Source organism: Rhodocaloribacter litoris (assembly GCF_011682235.2).
GTDB lineage: Bacteria > Bacteroidota > Rhodothermia > Rhodothermales > ISCAR-4553 > Rhodocaloribacter > Rhodocaloribacter litoris.
In genome coordinates this window covers 1,130,693-1,151,508 of the sequence record NZ_CP076718.1, presented here as the reverse complement: position 1 = coordinate 1,151,508, position 20,816 = coordinate 1,130,693, and the positions used below count along the sequence as shown (strand labels likewise).

General features: G+C 70.2%; 5 protein-coding genes. 2 read left to right on the top strand and 3 right to left on the bottom strand.

The window, feature by feature from the left end:
* Positions 1 to 5: 5 nt before the first annotated feature.
* The 3 genes from GQ464_RS04785 to GQ464_RS04775 form a co-directional block, all read right to left on the bottom strand.
* Positions 6 to 14,669 carry a LamG-like jellyroll fold domain-containing protein gene (locus GQ464_RS04785; protein WP_166975971.1) on the bottom strand — a complete coding sequence of 4,888 codons (14,664 nt, stop codon included), beginning with the start codon at positions 14,667 to 14,669 and terminating at the stop codon, positions 6 to 8.
* A gap of 43 nt (positions 14,670 to 14,712) precedes the next feature.
* A complete protein-coding gene (locus GQ464_RS04780; RefSeq protein ID WP_166975964.1) occupies positions 14,713 to 15,120 on the bottom strand; it encodes a response regulator in 408 nt (135 codons plus the stop codon).
* 159 nt (positions 15,121 to 15,279) lie between these two features.
* On the bottom strand, positions 15,280 to 19,293 hold the full coding sequence (locus GQ464_RS04775; RefSeq protein ID WP_166975958.1) for an ATP-binding protein: 4,014 nt from the start codon (positions 19,291 to 19,293) through the stop codon (positions 15,280 to 15,282).
* A gap of 204 nt (positions 19,294 to 19,497) precedes the next feature.
* Here GQ464_RS04775 and mobA point away from each other — a divergent pair, with 204 nt between their 5' ends.
* Positions 19,498 to 20,067 carry a molybdenum cofactor guanylyltransferase gene (gene mobA / locus GQ464_RS04770; protein WP_166975953.1) on the top strand — a complete coding sequence of 190 codons (570 nt, stop codon included), beginning with the start codon at positions 19,498 to 19,500 and terminating at the stop codon, positions 20,065 to 20,067.
* Between the two features lie 113 nt (positions 20,068 to 20,180).
* Positions 20,181 to 20,816 (top strand): 4Fe-4S dicluster domain-containing protein (locus tag GQ464_RS04765; protein ID WP_228350599.1); only part of this gene is annotated, 636 nt, incomplete at its 3' end.

The following is a 20,816-nucleotide window of genomic DNA, read 5'->3' as shown; positions in this document are numbered from 1 at the left end:
AGGCCTCATTTGAGCAACACCATCTTGCGCGTCTGTACGAAGTCTCCGGCCCGGAGGCGGTAGACGTACACGCCGCTGGCCAGGTGGCGGGCGTCGAAGCGTACCTCGTACCGCCCGGCCTTCTGCCGTGCGTCGACGAGCGTGGCCACGCGCCGCCCGATCACGTCGTACACCTCGAGGCGGACGTGCTCGGGGCGGGGCAGGTCATAGCGAAGGCTCGTGGCCGGGTGGAACGGGTTGGGGTAGGCCGGGGCCAGCGCGAAGACGGCCGGCAGGTCCTCGGTGGCCTCCGTCGTCACGGCCAGCATCAGCGGCTCGGCGGGCGTGCCCAGCGCCGTGTCCGGCTCGAAGGCGACCGTGCCGGCGTCGAGCACCTTGCCCCGCATCGGGTCGTAGAGCCGCACCGTGAGCTCAACCGGCTCATCGCCGTAGGCCATCGCGAAGACCAGGTAGCGCTCCAGGCCCGGCACGTAGCGCACCTGGCCGGCGCCGCGCAGCTCGTCCCCGGCGAACAGGCCCAGCCGGGTGCCCGGCGCCGTCAGCGGCAGGTCGTCCACTACCGGCTCGGCCACCACGCTCATCGAGAACGGATAGGCTTTCGGGTCGAGTGTCCAGTCCGGTCCCCCGGCGGCGTCTTCCCGGTGTTCTTTGGCCTCTTCACGGGCCGGGAGCGCCTGCAGGGATGCCGTCTTGCCGGTGGACCCGGCCGCGTGCTCCGTCCCGGCGGTCTCCGCCAGCGCCACCGCCTTCGCCACGCGCCGGGGCGGTGCCGTCCGGTCGACGACCATCACCCGGAGCGGCGGCGGCAGGTCGCGGGCGGCCTCGCTGCCCGGGTAGGTCAGCGTGCCGGCGCTGGCCACCTGGATCTGGTATCCCAGGCCCGGCTCCATCGTCGTCAGCGAGCCGACCCAGCCAAGCGTCGCATCCACGTACTGGGCGAAGGCGAACTGGCTCTTGATGACGTCGCCGGGGGTTGCCGTCGCGTCGAGCGAGGCCAGTGCCGTGTTGACGTCCATCGGCGCGGCGGGGAGGTAGCCCACCCAGTTCCATCCGGGCACCAGGTCGATCGGCTCGGCGGCGGGGTCGACGGCGAGGCCCGTCACCGTCAGGCTGTTCGACTGCTGCAGGTGGATCAGGTAGGCCGGTCCCGCCTCGAGCGACGGCAGCGTCCCCACCCAGCCGAAGCGGTCGTCGTAGAGGCTGAAGGCGGCCTGGCTCTTGACCAGGTCGCCCTCGACGGCGGCCAGGTCGCCCAGCACGGCGCTCACGTCGGTGTCGTCCGGGTGCTTGTTGAGCGAGAACCACGTCCACCCGGCCGCCAGCGGGATGGCCTGCTCGTCGACGACCGGGGGCGCCTGGACCGGCACGGGCTGGGCAAAGCTGCCGTGCACCGCGCCGCTTTCGAACACGAGCGTCTTGCTCGTCTCCGTGTGCAGCGTGCACGTGCTCTCGTCCCAGGCGCGGAACGTGACCACCTCGCCCGAGGCCACGTTGCTGTAGATGAGGAGGTTGATGCGGTAGACGCCGGGGGAAACCGCCTCGACGCGGCCCACGCCCCGCGCCTCGTTGTCCACGAAGGCGACCAGCACGTCGCTCGTGTCCGTCGAGGCCGCGCCGTCGAAGAAGAGCTGGGCCGTGAGCGTCATCGAATGCTCGAAGGCGGCCGGATCGACCTCCCAGGCCGGGGGGGCACAGACGACCTCGGTGGTGAGGAAGAAGGGCGTCTGTCCCAGGCTGTTGCCCCCGGCGTCGGTGGCCGAGGCCAGCAGCGTGCCGCTGTACGTGCCCAGCGCCAGCGTGTCGGGCAGCGTCATCCGGATGGCCCGGCTGCCGCCGGCCACCAGCGTCCCGGCCGTGTCCGACGGCGCCACGGGCACCTTCACCGTCGTGTCGGAGGCCAGCACCAGGTCGAACGACGCGGGCAGCGTGAAGTCGATCGGCTGGGCGCGGCCGTTGACCAGGCTCGTGACCACGAGCGCCCCCGTTCCCCGGGACAGCGCGAAGTCGAGGTTGACCGGGCTGAACGTGAAGGCGCTCTGCCGCACGGTGAACGTCCAGGCGATGTCCTCGGCGATGCCGTTCCCCACGGCGTCCGTGATTACGACCGGATTGCCCTGCCCGTCGACGACGTTCGCCCGCAGGCGGGTCTCCAGCAGGCGGCCTTCCAGGGAGGCGGCCTCGACCCCGGGCTCGAGGATGATCGTCCGCCCGTCACACGCGGCCTCGACCGGAATCGCCGTGCCGGCATCCGGGCCGTCGAGGTAGCTCAACCGGACGTTGGGAAACTGCCCCGTGGTGCTGACGGTGGCGCAGTCGATGTCCTCGTTGAAGGTGATGGCGATGTCGTCGCCCAGGGCCAGGGTCTCGTCGGCGGGCTGCGGCGTGCCGAAGGGTTCGGGCCGCTTCGTGTCCGCGGTGCCGGGGAAGGGCTCGGAGTACGTCGTCCCGCCCGGGCACGACGCGAAGGCCCGCACCTCATAGCGCCCGTCGGCCGGCGGCTTCCACGAGGCCACGTACGAGGTGGCTTCCGGGTCGAGCGTGGAGGCCTGCACCTGGAGCGCCGGCAGCCAGTCCGGCGTGTCCTGCAGGCGGTACTCCAGCCCGATGGCTTCGACCGGGTCGGCGTCGGCCTCCTGGAGCGCGAAGTCGTGCAGGATGACCTCCACCGAGTCGCCGGCCTCGGCCATGGCGGCGTCGTAGATCCAGTGTTCTTTCGGGCGAAGGATGGCGATCTCGCTGCACGGAGCGGCGAAGTGGACGCTGAAGAAGGCCGTGTCCGCCATGACGAAGGGCTGTCGCGGATCGGCCTGCCAGATCTCGAACTCCTTCTGCGGGTAGAGGATCAGGGCGAGGCTGTCGTACGCATACCGCTCGGGCCCGCGGTCGACGGCGAGCGTCACGTTGATGGCCTGGCCGGGCTCAACGAGGAAGCGCTCCTGCCCGATGGGGTCCCCCGTGATGCCGATGACGGCGGAGCCGGGATTGAACTCGCGCAGCACGTCCAGGATGTACTCGCGGCGCTCCTGGCTCTCGCTGGCATTGAGGATCGAGAGGGTGAAGATGGCCGACTCGTCCGGCGGCACGTCGAACTGCGCGGACGGGCTGATCTCCAGCTTCGGATAGTCCCGCCGTTGCGTGTTGGCCTCCCACGGGTTGGAGCTGCGCCCGCTGACGGTGCCGAAGACGGGCGTGCCGTACTCGGGATCCTTCCCGATGTCGACCGAGAAGAAGTCGCCCGTGTCGCCGTCGGAGAGGACGTAGCCCATCAGATGGGTCTCCTCGTCCGTCGCCAGCGTGTCCTTGGTCACCTCGTGACGGGCGTCGTACACGATGAGCCCCGTCTGGTCGTACCCGGCTCCCGTGAGCACGCTGCCGACGCCCCCGCTGCTTTCGAAGTAGGTGCGGGTCGTTCGGGCGAAGGTGGTTTCCGTCTCGACCTCATTCAGCGCGTATTCGAACGTGGCGCCGCCGCTGAACGAGCGGTTGATGTACGGCGTCTCGAGGGCCCGGGCCTTGTTTGCTTCGTTCCGGTCGAGCATCCCCTGCCAGTAGGCCAGGGCTTCCGTCAGCAGGAGCCGCCTGGTCTGGAACGTCGCCTCACCGAGATCGCCTCCGATCAGCGGAGACAGGTCCATCTCTTCGATCAGCTCGATCGCAGCGTCTTCTCCCGCCAGCGCGATGAGGTTCTCCAGCTCCGGGATGAGCGAAGAGGCGATGTGGCTCGCGCCATATACGTACACCGTCTCGAAGGGCTCGACCTCGTCGAAGTCCGTGGCGAGTGTTTCCGAGAGTTCGACGGTGCAGGCGGCGGCATCGGCGGAAAGCACGTCGGCTTCCGCGAAGATGAGGTTGAAGGCCACCCCGACGAAGAGGTCTTCGCCGACCCAGGTCGGGTCGTCGGAGGTCGAAAAGCGTTCCGTTGCCGTGGCGCAGATCTCCAGCGAGCGTTTGCCGTCATTCTGGTCGAGTTCGGTCACGTCCTGCCCGCCCACGAACCGGCCGCGCACGGCGAGCCCGGCGCCGCTTTCGATCATCACGCCCAGGCCGTTTGCCGACTTGAAGCCGAGCACGAGGTCAAACTCGACACCGGCATCGCCGCCCGAGAGCTTCATGTGGCTGACGCTGTTGCAGACGGTCCTTCCTTTCTCGAGGTAGCTGTACGAGTTGCTGCCGGGCGGGTCGTGCAGGATCATCAGCGGGATCTCGCCCGTCGTGGCGGAGACAAACGTGGCCGTCCGGGCCCGGGCCCCTTCGATGAGGGCCCAGGTCGTCTCGCTGACCGGCGTCCGGCCCTCAACCTCGGCAACGACGTGGAGCGACTTCTGGAAGGAGCGGTTGACGCCGTCGATGGTGCGCCCGCTGAAGATGTCCGGTGGGCCGGCCGTGGTCGTATAGATGGCTGCGCCGTCCACGAGGTCGAGCGTGGTCACGACGGTTTCGTTGCCGAGGCCGTCGGTCACGGTCAGGGTGCCTTCTTCGAGCGGGCACGTCTGCCCGTTGCCGTAGTCCTCGACGACGGTGATCGTGAGCGGGTAGGAGACGCCCTGCGCGAGCACCGGCACAGCCGGGAGGCTGCCGCCGTTGAAGCCGGCACTGCAGGCCGCCGGCGGATCCGGGAAGCCGCTGAGGGCCAGTGCCAGCGGCGCGCGGTAGATCAGGTCGAGCGTGTCCGCCTGCTCGGTCAGGTCCACCTCCTGCGCCCCGAGGTTGTCGAAGAAGGCGAGGATGTCCGCCTTGAGCTGCGTGTTCGTCGTCTCGACGCCGGTCACCTGCACCAGGTACTTCTGCGGCGGCAACTCGACCGCGTAGTTGCCGCTGGTCTCGATGACCTTCTCGAAGCAGCCGTCGGCCGTGAAGATGCGGATGGTGGCCGTGCCGATGCCGGTGTTGCAGCTTCCGCCGAAGTAGCCCGAGAGCCGGCGCGTCTTGCCGTCGGTGAAGTCGACGCCGAAGACGTCGTCCTCGACAGTGACGGTGGCCGAAGCGGGTGTGAAGGGATGCGCGTCGCCGGCTTCGCCCCGGCGCACCTCCACGATGCGCTCGCCGATGTCGGCCGCGATGCTGTAGGTGCCGTCGGACTCGGTTTTGCCCTTGAAGACGCCGTCGAGGTATACGTCGGCGTCGGGGACGGGGCAGGTGGTGCCGGCGAACTGCACCGTGCCGGCGATGGTGAAGGCCGAGACGTCGGTGAAGTCGACCTCGTTCTGGACGGGGCTGTTGGCGTTGAGCGTGATTTTCTTGAAGGCCGGGTCGAAGGCGCGGGCGCCGAGGCGGGGGGTGACGGTGAACGTGGTGCCGCTGCCGTAGCGGAGGCCGGCCACGGTGTAGTTGCCCTCGGCGTCGGTCGTGCCGCAGGCTTCGAGCGGGGCGCTGTCGTCGGTCCAGTAGACGCCGCCGGCGAAGGCCGCGTGGGCGTTGCCGCCGGAGCGGTCCCCGGCGATCCGGCCGGCGCCCTGGTCCATCGGCCAGTAGGCGAGCAGGCCGTCCTCGTTGCCGGTGAGGGGGCGGGCCTCGGCCGCCGAGGCGGCGAGGACGTCAGCCGGCTTCACGCCGTTCCACCACCGCACTTCATCCAGACGCCCGCTGAAGTGGTCCCCGTTCGTCGTGTCACCGCCGAAGGACCAGTCGTGCGTCCCCGTGTCGAGCACCTGGTTGAAGGTCGTCGTGAGCACCAGGATGCCGTCGCGGTAGAGCCTGACGTCGCTGGTGGGGCCCGTGCGGTTCTGGTGGACGGTCAGCGCCACGTGCTGCCAGGCGGTGGTGACCAGGTCGGCGCTTTCGATGCGGTCCGTGCCGTAGTCGAGGCGCAGCTTCGCGCCGGTGAGGCCGAGCCGCAGGTTCGGCAGGGCGATCAGGTCCTGCCGGCCGGTCAGCGCGGCCGGACGCACCCACAACTCGACGGTGAACGAGTCGGGTAGCGCCACGCCCTGCACCACGGCCGTGCCGCCCTCGCCGTCGAAGAGGAGGGCCTTGTTCGGGTTGGGGGCGAGGCAGACGGCCACGTCGCCGATGCCGCCGCCGAGCCGGGAGGCCACGCGGCCGCTGATGGAGCCGTCGGGCGGCGTCCAGCCATAGTCGCACCCCGCGGTGCTGCCCGTGGCGACGGACTCCACGCAGTAGAGCGCCAGCGTGCCCGGGGCCGCGTCGAAGTCGTTGTAGGACGTCGCCCCGGCGCCGGTCTGGTCGATCTCCACCCCATCCCGGCGGATGCGCAGGCCCTGCGAGGCATCGACGCCGGCGTTGGACCAGGTGATCTGCACGCGGGTGTCGAAGGCGCCGTCGGAGGCGGCCACGCCGTTGTCCCCGAGCGCGGGGATCGGGTCGCCGGCCATGGCGGTGCCGGCGTCGCAGGCCCGTTCGGAGAAGGCCAGCCCGCCGGTGGCACGGACGCAGTAGGTGTATGAGGCGCCACCCGCCGCCGTCGAGTCGATGTAGGTCGTGGCGCCGGCCGCGGTGGTGGCGATGAGGACATCGTCGCGCAGCACCTGGTAGCCGCTCTCGACGGCCGAGCGGTCGATCCACGAGAGGACGACGCGGCCGGTGTAGGTGTCGGAGGCATTGAACGTCTCGGGGGCGAAGAGCACGGTCGTGCCCACGTCCGAGCCCGCCGCCGAGGTGCCGTGGGCGTCGAAGGCCTCGACGCTGTAGCGATACGTCTCGCCCAGCACCACGGTGGCGTCCTCGTAGACGCCCCGGTTCTTGCCCACCTCGGCGATGACGACGGAGTCCTCGTCGGCCAGCGTGCGGCGGTAGATGCGATAGCCATCCTCGGCGCGGGAGTTGTCGATCCAGGTGATCCGGATGCGGTCCTCGGCCGTGCCGTCGGCGGCGGACACGTTCGTCGGGGCGGCCAGCGTGCGGAAGCCCTCGTCGGTGCCGGCGTCGGACTCGCTGTAGGCGTCGAAGGCGACGACGCTGTAGGTGTAGGTCACGCCCGAGGCGCCGCTGAAGTCCTGGAACGAGGCCTGGCTTGCGCCGGTGGTGCCGACGAGCACCCGAACCGGCTCGCCGGCGGCCTGCCGGTAGACGCGGTAGCCCTGCTCGATCCCGGAGTTGTCCACCCATGTCACCTCGACGTAATCCTCGCTCTCGGCGTCGGTGGCGGCCACGCTCGTCGGGGCGGCCAGCATGCGGTGGCCCTCGTCACAGACCTTCGCCGTCTCGTCCGCCTCCTCGTTGACGGCCGAAACGCAGTAGGCGTACACGGTGCCCGAGGCCTGCCCGAAGTCCTCGTAGCTCGTCAGGGCCGAGGAGACGGTCTTGATGAGGGTGGTGTCCGTTCCCACCCGGTAGAGGTTCATCAGCACCGCGCGGGTGGCGGGGTTCTGCCAGGTGAGCACGACCCGGTTCTCGTGGTCGCCGTCGGTGGCCGCCACGTTCGTGGGGGCCAGCACCCGCGAGCGGCGTCCCCCGGCGCAGGCCGCCACGGATTCGACCTCGCTGCCGCTGGCCGTGCTCAGCGTGGTCACGCAGTAGCGGTAGTCCACCCCCGGCTCGGCGTCGGGGTCGGTGTAGCGTTTCACCCCCGGATCGGTGGTGACGAGCAGCGTCGAGTCCGTCCCGGCGAGGTCGCGGCGGTAGACGCGGAAGCCGTCCTCGAACGTGATCGGGTCGGTCCACGTGAGTTCGACGCGATCATCGAAGGTGTCGCGCGTGGCGGTGACGTCGCCCGGCGCGGGGAGGATGTCGATACCGCCCTGGTCACAGGCGGGCAGCGATTCGAGGCTGCCGTTGAGCGTGACGACGCAGTACGTGTGGGCCACGCCCGAGGTCGGCGTGAGGTCGTCGTACGAGGTCGTCCCGGCGGCCAGTGTCGCCAGCTCGACGCCGTCGCGGGTGATGCGGTAGCCGGTCTCGTCCGGGGCCTGGTCGGTCCAGGTGACGACGACGCGGTCGGGGTACTGCCCGTCGGTGGCGGCGACGGCGAGCGGGGGCAGGACGAAGCCCCGGCTGCCGGTGTCACACCCCTGTTCCGACGGGATGCCGTCGGCGTCCTCGGCCTCGACGCAGTAGGTGTGGGTCATCCCGCCGGCGGCGCTCGTGTCGCTGTAGCTCTGCACCCCGGCCTCGACCGTGGCGAGCAGGCTGCCGTCGCGGTAGACGTTGAAGCCCGTCTCGAACGCCGACCGGTCCACCCAGGTGATCCGGACCTGATCGCTCAGTGTGCTGTCGGTGGCGGCCACGTCGTCCGGGGCGAACAGGATGCGGCGGCCGGCGTCGCAGACGGGCTCGGAGTCGGCCCGGAAGGGGGCCGAGAGCACCAGGCAGTAGGTGTGCTCCGTGCCGCGCGTGCCCTTCATGTCGGCATACAGGGTCCGGTCGCTCGACGCCACGGCGATCTGTGCGCCGTCCCGGAAGATCTTGACCGTCACGTCGGGCAGGTTCAGGGCCGGCCAGGTGATCTCGGTTTTATCCTCGAAGACGCCGTCGGTGGCGGCGACGTCGCCGGGGAAGACGAGGTCGGCGGGAGCGCCGGAGGCCACCAGCACCGGCGTGCCGGTGAACGTGGCATCATGGCCGCCGCCGGTGAGGTCGCGGGCGCCGGCGCCCACGGCCAGGTCGAAGCGCCAGTAGCCGGCCAGGCCGGTCTCGTCGCCGGCGAGCGTGCGCTGCATGTCGGCCAGGATCCTGTCGCCCGTGCGGAAGACGTCCCACAGCCGCACCTCGTCGAGCTGCCCGGCGAAGTGCTCGCCGGTGGCCTGGTGGCGGCCCATGACGAGCGTGGACGGGTCCGCGTCGGGCGGGCCGGACGGGTCCTCGTTCTGGGTGATGAGCCGGCCGTTGCGATAGGCGCGGAGGGTCTCGCCGTCGTACGAGGCGGCCAGGTGGTACCAGCGCCCGGCCTCCAGTGTGCCGAAGGAGGCCGTGTGCCGCGTGCCGCCGATGGTGAGGGCGGCGGCCCCGCGTGCGGTCGCGTCGGGATGATCCCAGAAGAGGGCGTAGTTGGCGCCGCGCTCGACGAGGGCGGTGGTCTTTGCGGCGGAGGGCGCCGCGTCGGCCTTCACCCAGGCCTCCAGCGTCCACGAGTCCAGATCCTCGGCCAGCGTGGTTGTGGCGGCATCGTCGACGCCGTCGAGGACGAGGGCGCGGGCGTCGCTGCGGACGAGCAGGTACTGCCCGGGCTGGCTGATGCGGCGGAAGGTGACGGTGCCGGTGAAGGGGTTGACCTCGGCGGCCTCGGCGGCGGGCGTCCACGCGCCGTCCGCCCCGCCGGTGCGGCGGTACAGCTTGAGGCGACCCGCCAGGAGTTCGTCGTACCCGTCCACCTCTTCGGACGGGGTGAAGGTCAGATCGGCCGTGAACGCGCCGGTGCCGAAGCGCTCGAGGACCCAGTACTGCCCGTCGAAGGGCGTCACGCCGGAAGGAACGGTGTTGGGCGCCCCGTCGACGCGGCTGACGTAGACCGTTGCGCCGTCCTGGGCGGTATAGTCGACCTGCAGGCCGGTGCCCGAGAAGTCCACCAGACCGCCGGCCTCGGTGCGGGTGGCCACGACGGCCTCGCCGATCGGCGCGCCGGAGATCACCCAGCCGGTACCACCCTCGAGTGTGCCGTCCTGCCCGGCCACCAGGTCGACGGCCGTGGTGCCGGTGCCTTCGTTGAACGTCCAGTAGGCGAGCAGCCCGTCGACGGTGCCGCCAAAAACCTGGTGCATCGACGAACGAATCTGCGCGGCGGTGCGGGCGGTCGTCCAGATGCGGACTTCATCGAGCGTGCCGTCGAAGAAATCGCCGGCGGGCGGGTCGGTCTGGGCCTTCGCCAGCGCCTGAAGCACCCAGTTCTGCCCGAACGTCCAGTCGGCTCCGGAGCCGTCGTCATCGAGGACGGCCGCGAGCGTGCCCCGGGCAACCTGGACGCCGTTGCGGTAGACCGTCACGAGCGACGAGGTGCCGGTCTGTTGCACGACCACGGCCAGGTGCTGCTGCCCGGTGACGCGGCTGCCCGCCAGGAGCTTCTGGTTTCGAAGGAAAACCCTCAGATTGCCCTCATAGAAGCCGATGTTGAACAGGTCCTCGCTGCCGAAGCCGCCGCCGTCGCTGCCGGTATCCTTGGCGATGAAGGCGCGGCCGTCGGTGCCGCTCTGCGGGTTGATCCACATCTCGAGGGTGAAGGTGTTGGGCAGCACGAGGCCGGGCACGCGCACGAAGTCGTCGGTGCCGTCGAAGTCGAGGGCCGTGCCGGCCACGGCCGGTGTTTCCTCCCCGCGGGCCAGGACGTACTGCCCGCTCTTCGAGACGCCGGAGAACGTGACCGTACCGGCGGCCTCATCTACGGCGACGGCGCTGGCCGAGAGGGTCCAGGTACCGTCGCTGTTGCCCTCGCGGCGGAAGAGCTTGATCCGGCCGGGCGCGGCGGCGTCGGTGGCTGTCAAGCCCGTCGTGGTGAAGGTCAGGTCGGCCGTGAAGGGTCCACCGGTGTAGCGGGTCAGGAGCCAGTAGGTACCCTCGAACACCTCGATGGCCGTCCCGCCCGGCGGATTCTCGGGCGTCTGGTCGATCCGGTCGACGCCGACGACGGAGCCGCTGTGGGAGAGGTAGTCGGCCGCCAGGCCGGTTCCGGCAAAGTCGATCGGACCGCCAGCCTCAGTCTCCTGGGCGAAGACGCCCGGTCCGAAAGGCATCGTGGCGGGCGTCCACCCGTCGCCCCCCGCGAACGTCCCGTCGTGCCCGCCCACGAGGTCGGCGGCCGTGCTGCCCGTCCCCTCGTTGAACAGCCAGTAGGCGACGAGGCCCGGTTCCGCGCCGGTCAGGGGATGGTGCATCGCCTCGCGCACCTGCCGGTCCGTGCGGGCGCGGGTCCAGAACCGCACCTCGTCGAGCGATACGGCGGCGTGGTCTTCGGCGGTGCCGGCGGCGGAGGCCGCGCCCAGGAAGAGCGGCTGCCCCCAGTCCACGAACGTCGCCGGGGACTGCGAGCACGTGCCGTTGAGCGTCTGCGCGACGCCGTCCACGTAGACGGTCATCTGGTTGGCCGTGGCGTCGGTGAGCACCCAGGCCACGTGGTGCCAGGTGCCGTCGTAGAGGTCCGCGGTGATGTGGCGGGCCAGCACCCGCCCGGCGCTATCGCGCACGTAGAACAGCGTCGCGCCCGCGCCGTCGCCCACGGTGCAGCCGGCCGAGAGCAGCCGGTTGGCCTCGATGGCGAAGACCGGCGCGGTGGGCGTGGCCGGATCGACCTCGACCTTCATGATCGAGCCGGACGCCGCCGAAGCACTCTTCATCCAGAACGAGACGGTGGCCGTCTTCAGGCGTCGCCCGAAGTCGCCCAGGTCGCCCACGTCGAGGTGGTTGGTGCCGTCGAAGTCGGCGGCGGTTCCGGCGAGCGTGCCGGGCGTGCCCCCCCGTGCGATGGCGAACTGGCTGAAGCCGGTCACGCCGGGGAACGTGACCGTGCCCGCGTCGGCGTCCGCCGCGAGGCCGTGGGCGACGACGGACCACGTGCCGCCCGCGGCCCGGCTGTCGCGGCGAAGCAGCTTGAGGCGACCCGGATTGGCAGCGTCGTCCGCCGTCAGGCCGTCGAGCGTGAACGTGAGCGACGCTTCGAAGGCGCCGTCGCCGAAGCGCTCGACGACCCAGTACCGCCCACCGAGGAACGTCAGCGCCGCGCCGGCGGGTGCATCGAACGGGTCGAGGTCGAGGCGCGTCACGATGATCGGGTCCGCCGTGGTGTTGGCCGTGAAGTTTATCGTGACGCCGGCCGCGGCGAAGTTGACCGGGCCGAGGGCCGCCGTGGCCGTGGCGCTCGCGCCGCCGCCGACGGGCGTGTCGGAGGCGGCCCAGGCGGTGCCGCCGTTCAGCGTCCCGTCGTGCCCGCCCACGATGTCGGCGGCCGTCGTGCCGGTCCCTTCATTGAGCTGCCAGTACGACACCAGGCCCGGCTCCGTGCCCGTCAGGGTCCGGTGCATGGCTTCGCGAACGTCGGTTTCCGTCCGCGCGACGCGCCAGATGCGTACCTCCTCCAGATCCCCGCCGAACCATTCGTTCAGGTGACCGCCACGCCGTCCGAAATAGATGGGATGGGTATTGGCGAGCGACCCCACGGAGGCCGTCGAGGCCACCTCCTGGGGTTCACCGTCCACGTAGAGGGTCAGGGTGCGCTTCGCCCCGTCGTGCACGCACGCCAGATGGTGCCAGGCGCCATCGTTGAGGTTCCCCTGGGACCGGGATGAGATACCCGTGCTCTGATCCCACACGGCGCAGTACACCTGTCCCGGTTCCTGCCGGTTGACCCGCAGGACGAATGGATAGGAGGCCGCCCCGCCGCTCCACTTCTCGATGATGGCCCCGTCGCCGGAGCCGCTTCCGCCGGTGCCCGTATAGCGCACCCACGTTTCGACGGTATACGAACTGTCCCGGTCGAAGGCAAAGTCGGGGCTGTCCAGTATCTCAACATAATCATCGACACCGTCGAAGGTGAGAAGCGAACCCGGCACGGTCTCAGCCGCCGGCGCGCGCACGAGAGCGAACTGGCTGAAGGTCGTCAGGCCGCGGAAGGTGACCGTTCTGGCGGTAGCATCGAGGCTATCGGCCGCGCCCACCTGTTCCCACGGGGCGTCGGCGCCGGCGCGGCTGTCGCGGCGGAAGAGCAGGATGCGCCCGGCCACGTCGCCCGTCAGGTCCTCGGCCACGGTGAACGTCACGTCGGCCTCGAAGCTGCCCGGGCCATTGCGTTCGATGATCCAGTACTGGCTGTCGAGGACCGTCTCGACCGAGCCGCCCTCGGGCAGGGAAGACGGCGCCGCACCGAGGCGGGTGACGGTGATCTGCGCGCCGCTCTGCGTGGCGAAGTCCATCGTCACGCCGGCCGCCGAGAAGTCGACCATCCCGTCGGTTTCGGTCCGGGTCACGCTCACGCCTCCAGCCACGGGCACGTCGGACTCGGCCCAGGCGGTGCCGTTCTGCAACGCCACGTCGTGCCCGCCGACGACGTCGGCCGCGGTGGTACCGATACCTTCGTTGAATTGCCAGTAGGCGACAAGGCCCGATTCCGTCCCCGTCATCGTCCGGTGCATTCCCTCGCGGATCTCTGTCTCCGTCCGTGCCGTGTTCCACACCCGCAGTTCCTCCAGATCACCACCAAAGTCCGAGTTCGCCTGAAGGAAAAAGCGCCCCAGGAAAAGTTCAGGGGCATCCACTTCCTCGAACGGCTCACCGGTCACATCCGAGGCCACCAGCACACCGTCCCGGTAGAGCCGCCGCTCGCCCGTCGACCGGACGTAGACCCCGGCCCAGTGGTGCCAGCCGGTGTCGGTGTAGGCCACCGGCGTGTCCAGGTCGTTTCCGCCCGCAAATCCAGAGGCAAAAACATTGGTAGGCCGGTATCCCATCGAGAGACCCTGGTTGCGCCCCTCGCCGACATCCCCGTACGAGAAGAAGAAATCGTTGGTGTCTGTGGAGCCGCGGCGTACCCAGGCCTCGACGGTGATGTCCGTAGCGCCCAGGTTGAGATCCGTCGCCGCGTGGGCGCGGTCGTCGACGCCGTCGAAGTCGAGCAACGTGCCGGCGATGGGATCGGGCGTGCCGCTGCGACCGACGAGAAACTGCCCGAAGGCCGTGATCCCCTCGAACGTCACCGTGTTTGCCGCGGCGTCTACGCTCGTAGCCGCCGCCACTATGCCCCACGGTTCTATACCCGCCGTGCTCGACCGACGAAACAGCTTGATTCGTCCCGGGTCGGCCTCGTCGGCCATCGTCAGGTCCTCGCTCACCGTGAAGGTGACAGAGGCGCTGAAGGTGTCCGTTCCATAGCGCTCGATGGCCCAGTACTGGCTGTCGAACGGCGTCACGAGCGTACCCGGCACGACCGCCGGCGCCGCATCCAGACGCGTGACCGTGACCGAAGCGCCGCTCTGCACGGTGTAGCTCATCGACACGCCGGCTGCCGCGAAGTCGACCAGGCCGTCGGCTTCCGTCTGCGTCACGCTCACGCCCCCGGCCACCGGCACGTCGGACCCGGCCCAGGCGGTGCCGTTCTGCAGGGTCAGGTCGTGCCCGCCCACGACGTCGGCGGCCGTCGAGCCGGCGCCCTCGTTGAACTGCCAGTAGGCCACGAGGCCGGATTCCGTTCCGCTGAGCGTGCGGTGCATCGCCTCGCGGATCTCCGCCTCCGTCCGTGCCACGTTCCACACCCGAACCTCCTCCATGCCTCCGCCGAAGAAGCGCCCGCCTCCATCGCCCAGGCTGCCCAGGTACACGTTCACATTGTCATTGATGGCCGACGTTTCGGGGGCTGAGGCTTCGAGCACGCCGTCGATGTAGAGCCGGATCTCCGTGCCGTCCATGACGGCGGCCACGTGGTGCCAGGCGCCGTCGTTCACGGTGGCCGGAGAGAGGACTTCCGCCCCGCCCACACTTCCGGCCGGCACGCGATGCAGGTAGCGTATCTGACCCGAGGGTCGGATTTCGAGGAGGATGTACGTGCCACCGGGTACGGCCCCGCTGAGGAGGTCTTCCGCCTCGCTCATCGCATCTCCGTCGGTGCGAAACCATCCTTCGAGGGTGTAGGTGGCCCCGAAGGGGATGCCATTGTTGGTTCTGGCATAATCGTCGATGCCGTCGAAGGCAAGCCGTGTGCCGGGGACGGTGTCCTGGGCGCGTGCGGGCATCCCCGCCACGAACAGCACGGTTCCCACCAACAGAACGGCGAGACGGGAGGCAGTGGATCTATTCATGACGAAAGGGGGGGTGAGGACCAGCAAGAGACGTCGAACGATTTCAGGAATGGGGATGAAGCAAGTGATCGAGGGCCCGGCACAGCTTGCGCCCGTTGAAGGGCTTGGGCAGCACGGTCCCCGTGGCGAGACGCGCCGCCCGGCGGCGAGCGTCGGCCGGGGCTTCGCCGGTGATGAAGAGGACCGGCACGCCGGGGTAGTGCTCGCTCACCAGCCGGCCGAGCGTCAGCCCGTCCATGCGGGGCATGACCACGTCGGTGATGACGAGGTCACAGGGGTGTCCCGCGAGGGCGTCGAGCGCTTCCTGCCCGTCGGCCGCCTCCCGGATGCGATGCCCGCCGCCTTCGAAGTCCCGGAGGCAATGGCGGATATAGGCCCGCATCTCGGCATTGTCGTCCACGACCAGGATGTCGTAGCCGGAAGGTTCGGAGCGGTCGGCAGGAGCATCCATCGGGCGCGGACGGTGCGAGGAAGGGGAGGGCGCGTGTGCGATACCTCCAGTCTCGTCCATCCTCCCCGTAAGGGCATAACACCCTCGTCTCAAATCATGTCACTCCGGTAGCAAATGCCCGGAAACGGGCGAAAAGAAGGGCATGAGGGCGAAGCGGGGCTACCGGCCCGTCTCGTCCCCGAGGGTTTCGCGGTAGCGTGCCGGGGTGGTGCCGTAGCGCTCGCGGAAGCACTTGCAGAAGTAGGAGACGCTCTTGAAGCCGACGCCGTAGGCCACCTCCGAGACGGTGCCGGCTCCACCGGCCAGCAGGGCGGCCGCCCGTTCGAGGCGGAGCGCCATGATCCATTCGGACGGCGTCTTGCCCGTGAGCTGCTTGAGGCGGCGGTGCAGGTTGGCGCGGCTCTGCCCGACGGCCCCCGCCAGCCGGGCGACCGAGAACGTTTCGTCCTCCATCTCCGCCTCGACGGCTTCGAGGACGGACCGGAGGAAGGCCTCGTCGGCCGAGGTCACCTCCGGCACGGTGGCCTGCAGGCGCAGGCCGTCGCCCTGCCAGCGGGCCTTCAGGCGGCGGCGCTGCGCGATCAGGTTGGCGATGCGGGCGCGGAGCTCCGGCATCGCGAAGGGCTTCGTCAGGTAGTCGTCGGCACCTTTTTCGAGTCCCTGGAGCCGTCCTTCCATCGAGGCCCGGGCCGTCAGCAGGATGACGGGCACGAAGTCGAGGTCGGGGTCGGTCTTGACGGCGTGGCAGAGGGCGTCGCCGTCGAGGCTGGGCATCATCACGTCCGAGACGATGAGGTCGGGCACGGCCTCGCGGGCCAGGTCGAGCGCCGCCGCACCGTCGCCGGCCTCTACGACGCGGTAATCCGGCTCCAGGTGTCGCCGCACGAAGGCCCGCAGCTCGGCGTTGTCATCCGCGACGAGCACGAGCGGGCGGTCCTCCCGCGGCGTTTCCTCCGGGTCTTCCGGCGGTTCGGGCCCGTCGCCGGCGGGGTGCTCCGGCGGGAGGTCGGCATAGCGGACGAGGCGCTCTTCCGCGTTTTCGTCGAAGCCTTCGTCGCACGGATCCATGCCGGCTCGCTGTTCGGGGTGCAGGTGGTCGCTGCCGCGTGGCAGGCGGACCCGGAACGTCGTCCCCTCGCCGACGGTGCTCTCGGCGCGGATCGTCCCGCCATGCAGCTCCACCAGCTCTTTCACGAGCGCCAGCCCGATGCCGGTGCCCGGCTGCCGGTGGGCCGTCGACTCGTCGGCCCGGTAGAAGCGGTCGAAGATGTGGTCGAGGTCTTCGGGGGCGATGCCCGGGCCGGTGTCGCTCACCTGCACCTCGGCGGCTTCGGCATCGGCGTTCACCGTCACCCGCACCGTACCGCCTTCCGGGGTGAACTTGAAGGCGTTCGAGAGCAGGTTGCCAATGACCTTCTCCAGCTGGTCGTGGTCGAAGTAAACCAACACAGGCTCCGGCGGCACGTCGACGAGCAGGGCCACGCCCTTGCGTTCGGCCAGGGGCAGGAACGCCTGGGCCAGCTCATACACGTAGGCGGCGAGGTCGCCCTCGCGGGCCTGCAGGCGCATCCGCCCGGCCTCCAGGCGCGAGACGTCGAGGATCTGGTTGATCAGGCGGAGCAGGCGGCGGGCGTTGCGCAGGCTCAGGCGCACCTGCTCGGCGTCCTCATCACGGAGCGTGTCCCCGTCGAGCAGGTCTTCGAGCGGGCCGAGCGTCAGGGTCAGCGGTGTGCGAAACTCGTGCGTGACGTTGGCGAAGAAGCGGGACTTGAGCCGGTCGAGTTCGGCCAGGCGGACGGCTTGCCGTTCGAGCTGGTCGCGCTGGCGGGCCACCTCCGCGGTGCGTTCCCGGACCTGCCGTTCCAGCTCCCGCTCGCGGGCACGATGGCGTCGCTGCTGCCAGCGTGCCCCGGCATAGACCAGACCCAGCACCCCCAGCAGGTAGCCGAGGTAGGCCCACGCCGTCCGATGCCACGGCGGGTGGATGGTGAAGGCAAACGTCGTGGCCTCGCTGATCCGCCCGTAGACGTCCCGCGCCCGGACGAGGAAACGGTACGATCCCTCGGGCAGGTTGGTGTAGTCCCGGTACGTCTCCGCGCTCCAGGCCGACCATTGCTCTTCGAACCCAACCAGGCGCACCTGGAAGCGCGTGGCGTCGGGGGCATCGAAGAAGGGGAGGGCATAGGTGAACCGCAGGTTGCGCATCGCATAGGGGAGGACCGGGACCGGCCGCCCGTCCACGCGCCCGCCGTCGTAGAGCAGCGTGTCCCGGTCCGCCGGTGCGACCCGCCGCAGCACGACCGCCCCCGGCACCGTCGGCGTGAAGGCCGGCCGCGTGTCGTAGCGGATCAGGTCCTTGCTGCGCCCGATCCAGACCACGCCGTCGTGCTCCGGGAAGAAGGAAAAGGTCGATTGCGAGATGCGCCGGAGAGGCGTCCGATCCCAGACCCAGCGGTAGCGCCCGTCGGGCTGCCGCAGGAAGACGCCCGTCTCGCCGTCGAGTCGCGCCCACACGTGGCCTGCGGCGTCCTCGGCCATGCGGAAGAAGTCGCGGGCGGGGTTGCCGAGGGCAGGAGCCAGGACCGTGTCCGGGGCGAGCACGAGCCGCCGGGTGCCGTCCGGTCCGGGCTCGCTGCGGAAGTCGAAGAGGCCCTGGAGCGTCCCCGCCTTCCACACGCCGGCCACCTGGAAGAGGTAGATGCGGCCCTCGGGCAAGCCGTCGGCGAGGCCGTACCGGTAGACGGCAGGTGGGGCCGTTTCGTCACCGGGAAAGACCACCTCGACGAGTCCCTGGTACGACGTGCCCAGCCAGAGCGTCCGCGCTCCGGTGCGGGCGAGGGATCGCACCTCCTCGGTGACGCCCTCGACGCGGCCGGCGGCCACCCAGCGCCCGGCCCGGCGCTCGAGCACGGCCAGCCCGTCGCCCAGGCCGGCCCAGACGCGGCCCGGCCGGCCGGGGTCGGGGTACAGAGTGTAGGCATGGCCGGCCGTCAGGAGGCGTTCGGCCCGCCCGTCGCGCAGTGCGTACACGCCGCCCGCGCTCGCCACCAGCAGCGTTTCCCCGGCATCGACGAGGTCCCAGATCTGGCCGTCGAAGCCGGGCACGGGTGCGAAGCGGGGGATCCCTGCCGGACCGGGCTCCAGCCGCCGGAGTCCCTCGCGGGTGGCCGCATAGAGCCGCCCCCGGTGCCGGGCCACCGCTTCCACCGTCCCGCCGATGCCCAGGGCTTCGTCGAAGACCGTCATCGGGTTGTTCGTTTCCAGGCGGACGAGACCGCCGTCCTGCACCACCCAGAGCGCCCCTTCCCGGTCGACGGCCAGGTTCAGGATGGGGTCTTCCGGGACGCCGGTGGACGGGTCGAGCCGCCGCAGGAGCCGGCCGTCCGGGGCGAGCACGACGCCGCCGCGCCGGATCGTCCCGAAGGCGAGCGGGCCTCCGGGCAACACAACACCCGTGTAGAGAAAACCGTTGCGGAGCGCGTCGTCGGCGCCGGTAGGCATCGGCACGAACGCGCCGCCCGAACGCCGGAAGAGGCCGTCGGAGGCCGTGCCCACGACGAGGCCGCCGCCCGGCAGAGGCAGCACCGCGTAGACCGGCCGGGCGGCGAACACCTCGCCGCCCGGCACAAGAGCCAGCGTGTCGCCGGCGAGCGCCAGGAGACCGCGGCCGTCCTCCGAGACGAAGAGGGTGTCCCGCACCGCCGTGGCCGGGCGGAAGCGCGTCGCGGTGCGCCACACCCGCATCGGCGGGCGGCCGTCCCACCGCATGATCTGCCGGGTGCTCTGGAAATAGACGCCGTCCGAGAGCACGACCACCCGCCACACGTCCCCGAAGGCACGGTCTTCCGGTGGCAGGGCGTCCAGCAGCGAGACGTAGCGGGTGACGCCGTCCCGCCCGGCCGCCAGGTAGCCGACCTCATCCTGCGCCCCGACGAAGACCGTGCCGTGGTCGTCGAGGGCCAGGCCGCGGGCGATGCTCTCGTTCGGAATGGGGATGTGCCGCCACGCCACGCCGTCGTATTCGAGCACGCGGTGGTTGTTGCCCACGTAGATCAACCCCCGGTCGTCCTGCACGAGCGACCAGGTCTGCGCGTGCCCGCCGTGTTCGTCCGGGGTGAAATGGAGGCGAAACGGCCGGCCGGACTCGGCCGAGAAGACCGAAGGGACCGCCATTCGGCTCGCCGGCTCCGGTTGAGCCCGGACCGCGCCCGTGACTCCCCAGAGAACCAGCCCCCATGTGAGCGTACGAATCAGCAAAACGGTGTGCACAGCGAAAAACGACCGGCAGACAGCGGACACCATGCCGGTCCGGAAGAAAAGCATATCTTTTCTTTTGAGCAAAGCATACAGCGGCGTTCTCCGGGTATCGGTCTCGGCATGGAAAAGGAAAGCGTCACCGGGTTGATCCTCGCAGGCGGAACCGGCCGGCGTTTCGGGTCGGATAAGGCCCGCGCGGTGGTGGCGGGTCGCCCGATGATCGAGCGGGTGTACCGGGTCGTTGCGCCGGTGGCGGGTACGGTGCTGTTGAGCGTGCGCCCGGGCCAGGAGGATTACGGGCTGCCGGTGCGGCGGGTGGAGGACCCCGTGGAGGGCGCCGGCCCGCTGGCGGGACTGCTGGCCGGGCTGGAGGCCGCCGAGACGCCCTGGCTGCTGGCCGTGGCGTGCGACCTGCCCTTTCTCTCCGAAGACATCCTCCGCACCCTGCTGGCTGCCTGCCGTCCCGGCCTCGACGCCGTCGTCCCCCGCACCCCGGACGGGCGGCTGCACCCCCTCTGCGCCGCCTATGCCACCACGGTGCGCCCGGTGGTGGCCGAGCAACTCGCCGCCGGACGCCGGGCCCTCCACGCCCTGCTCGACCGCCTCGGGGCCGTCCGCCTCGTCGACGTCCCCGCCGCCCCCCTCCGCAACATCAACCGGCCGGACGACCTGCCGACCGACCTCCGCTGAATCTCGAATACATACCCTCTTGCATTCTCCGTACAAAAGCGCTTTCTTTACCTGACATCACTTGACATCACAAGTTTAATCCACCCAGCCCCTGTCCCGGTCCGCCTCCCTCCATGAACTACGGCTTTCTGATCGACAACGACGCCTGCATCGGCTGCCATGCCTGCTCGACGGCCTGCAAGAGCGAGAACCAGGTGCCCCTCGGCGTCAACCGGACGTGGGTGAAGTACGTCGAGACCGGCGTCTATCCGAACGTCCGCCGCCACTTCCAGGTGACGCGCTGTAACCATTGCGCCAACCCGCCGTGCGTGCGCATCTGCCCGGTGACGGCCATGTACCAGCGGGCCGACGGCATCGTCGAGTTCGACCCGGACGTGTGCATCGGGTGCAAGGCGTGCCTGCAGGCCTGCCCCTACGACGCCATCTACGTGGACCCCGAGACGGGCACGGCGGCCAAGTGCCACTTCTGCGCCCACCGCATCGAGGTGGGGCAGGAGCCGGCCTGCGTGGTGGTCTGCCCCGAGCACGCCATCCTCGCGGGGGACCTGGACGACCCGGATTCCGAGATCAGCCGTCGCCTGGCCGCCGGCAAGGTGACCGTCCGCAAGCCCGAGCAGGGCACGGCGCCGAAGCTGTTCTACGCCGGCGGCAACGACGCGGCGCTGCACCCGACGGCCACCCCCACGCCGCCCGCCACGTTCATGTGGGCCGACGTGCTGGACCCCCACGGCGGCGACGGGCACGACGCC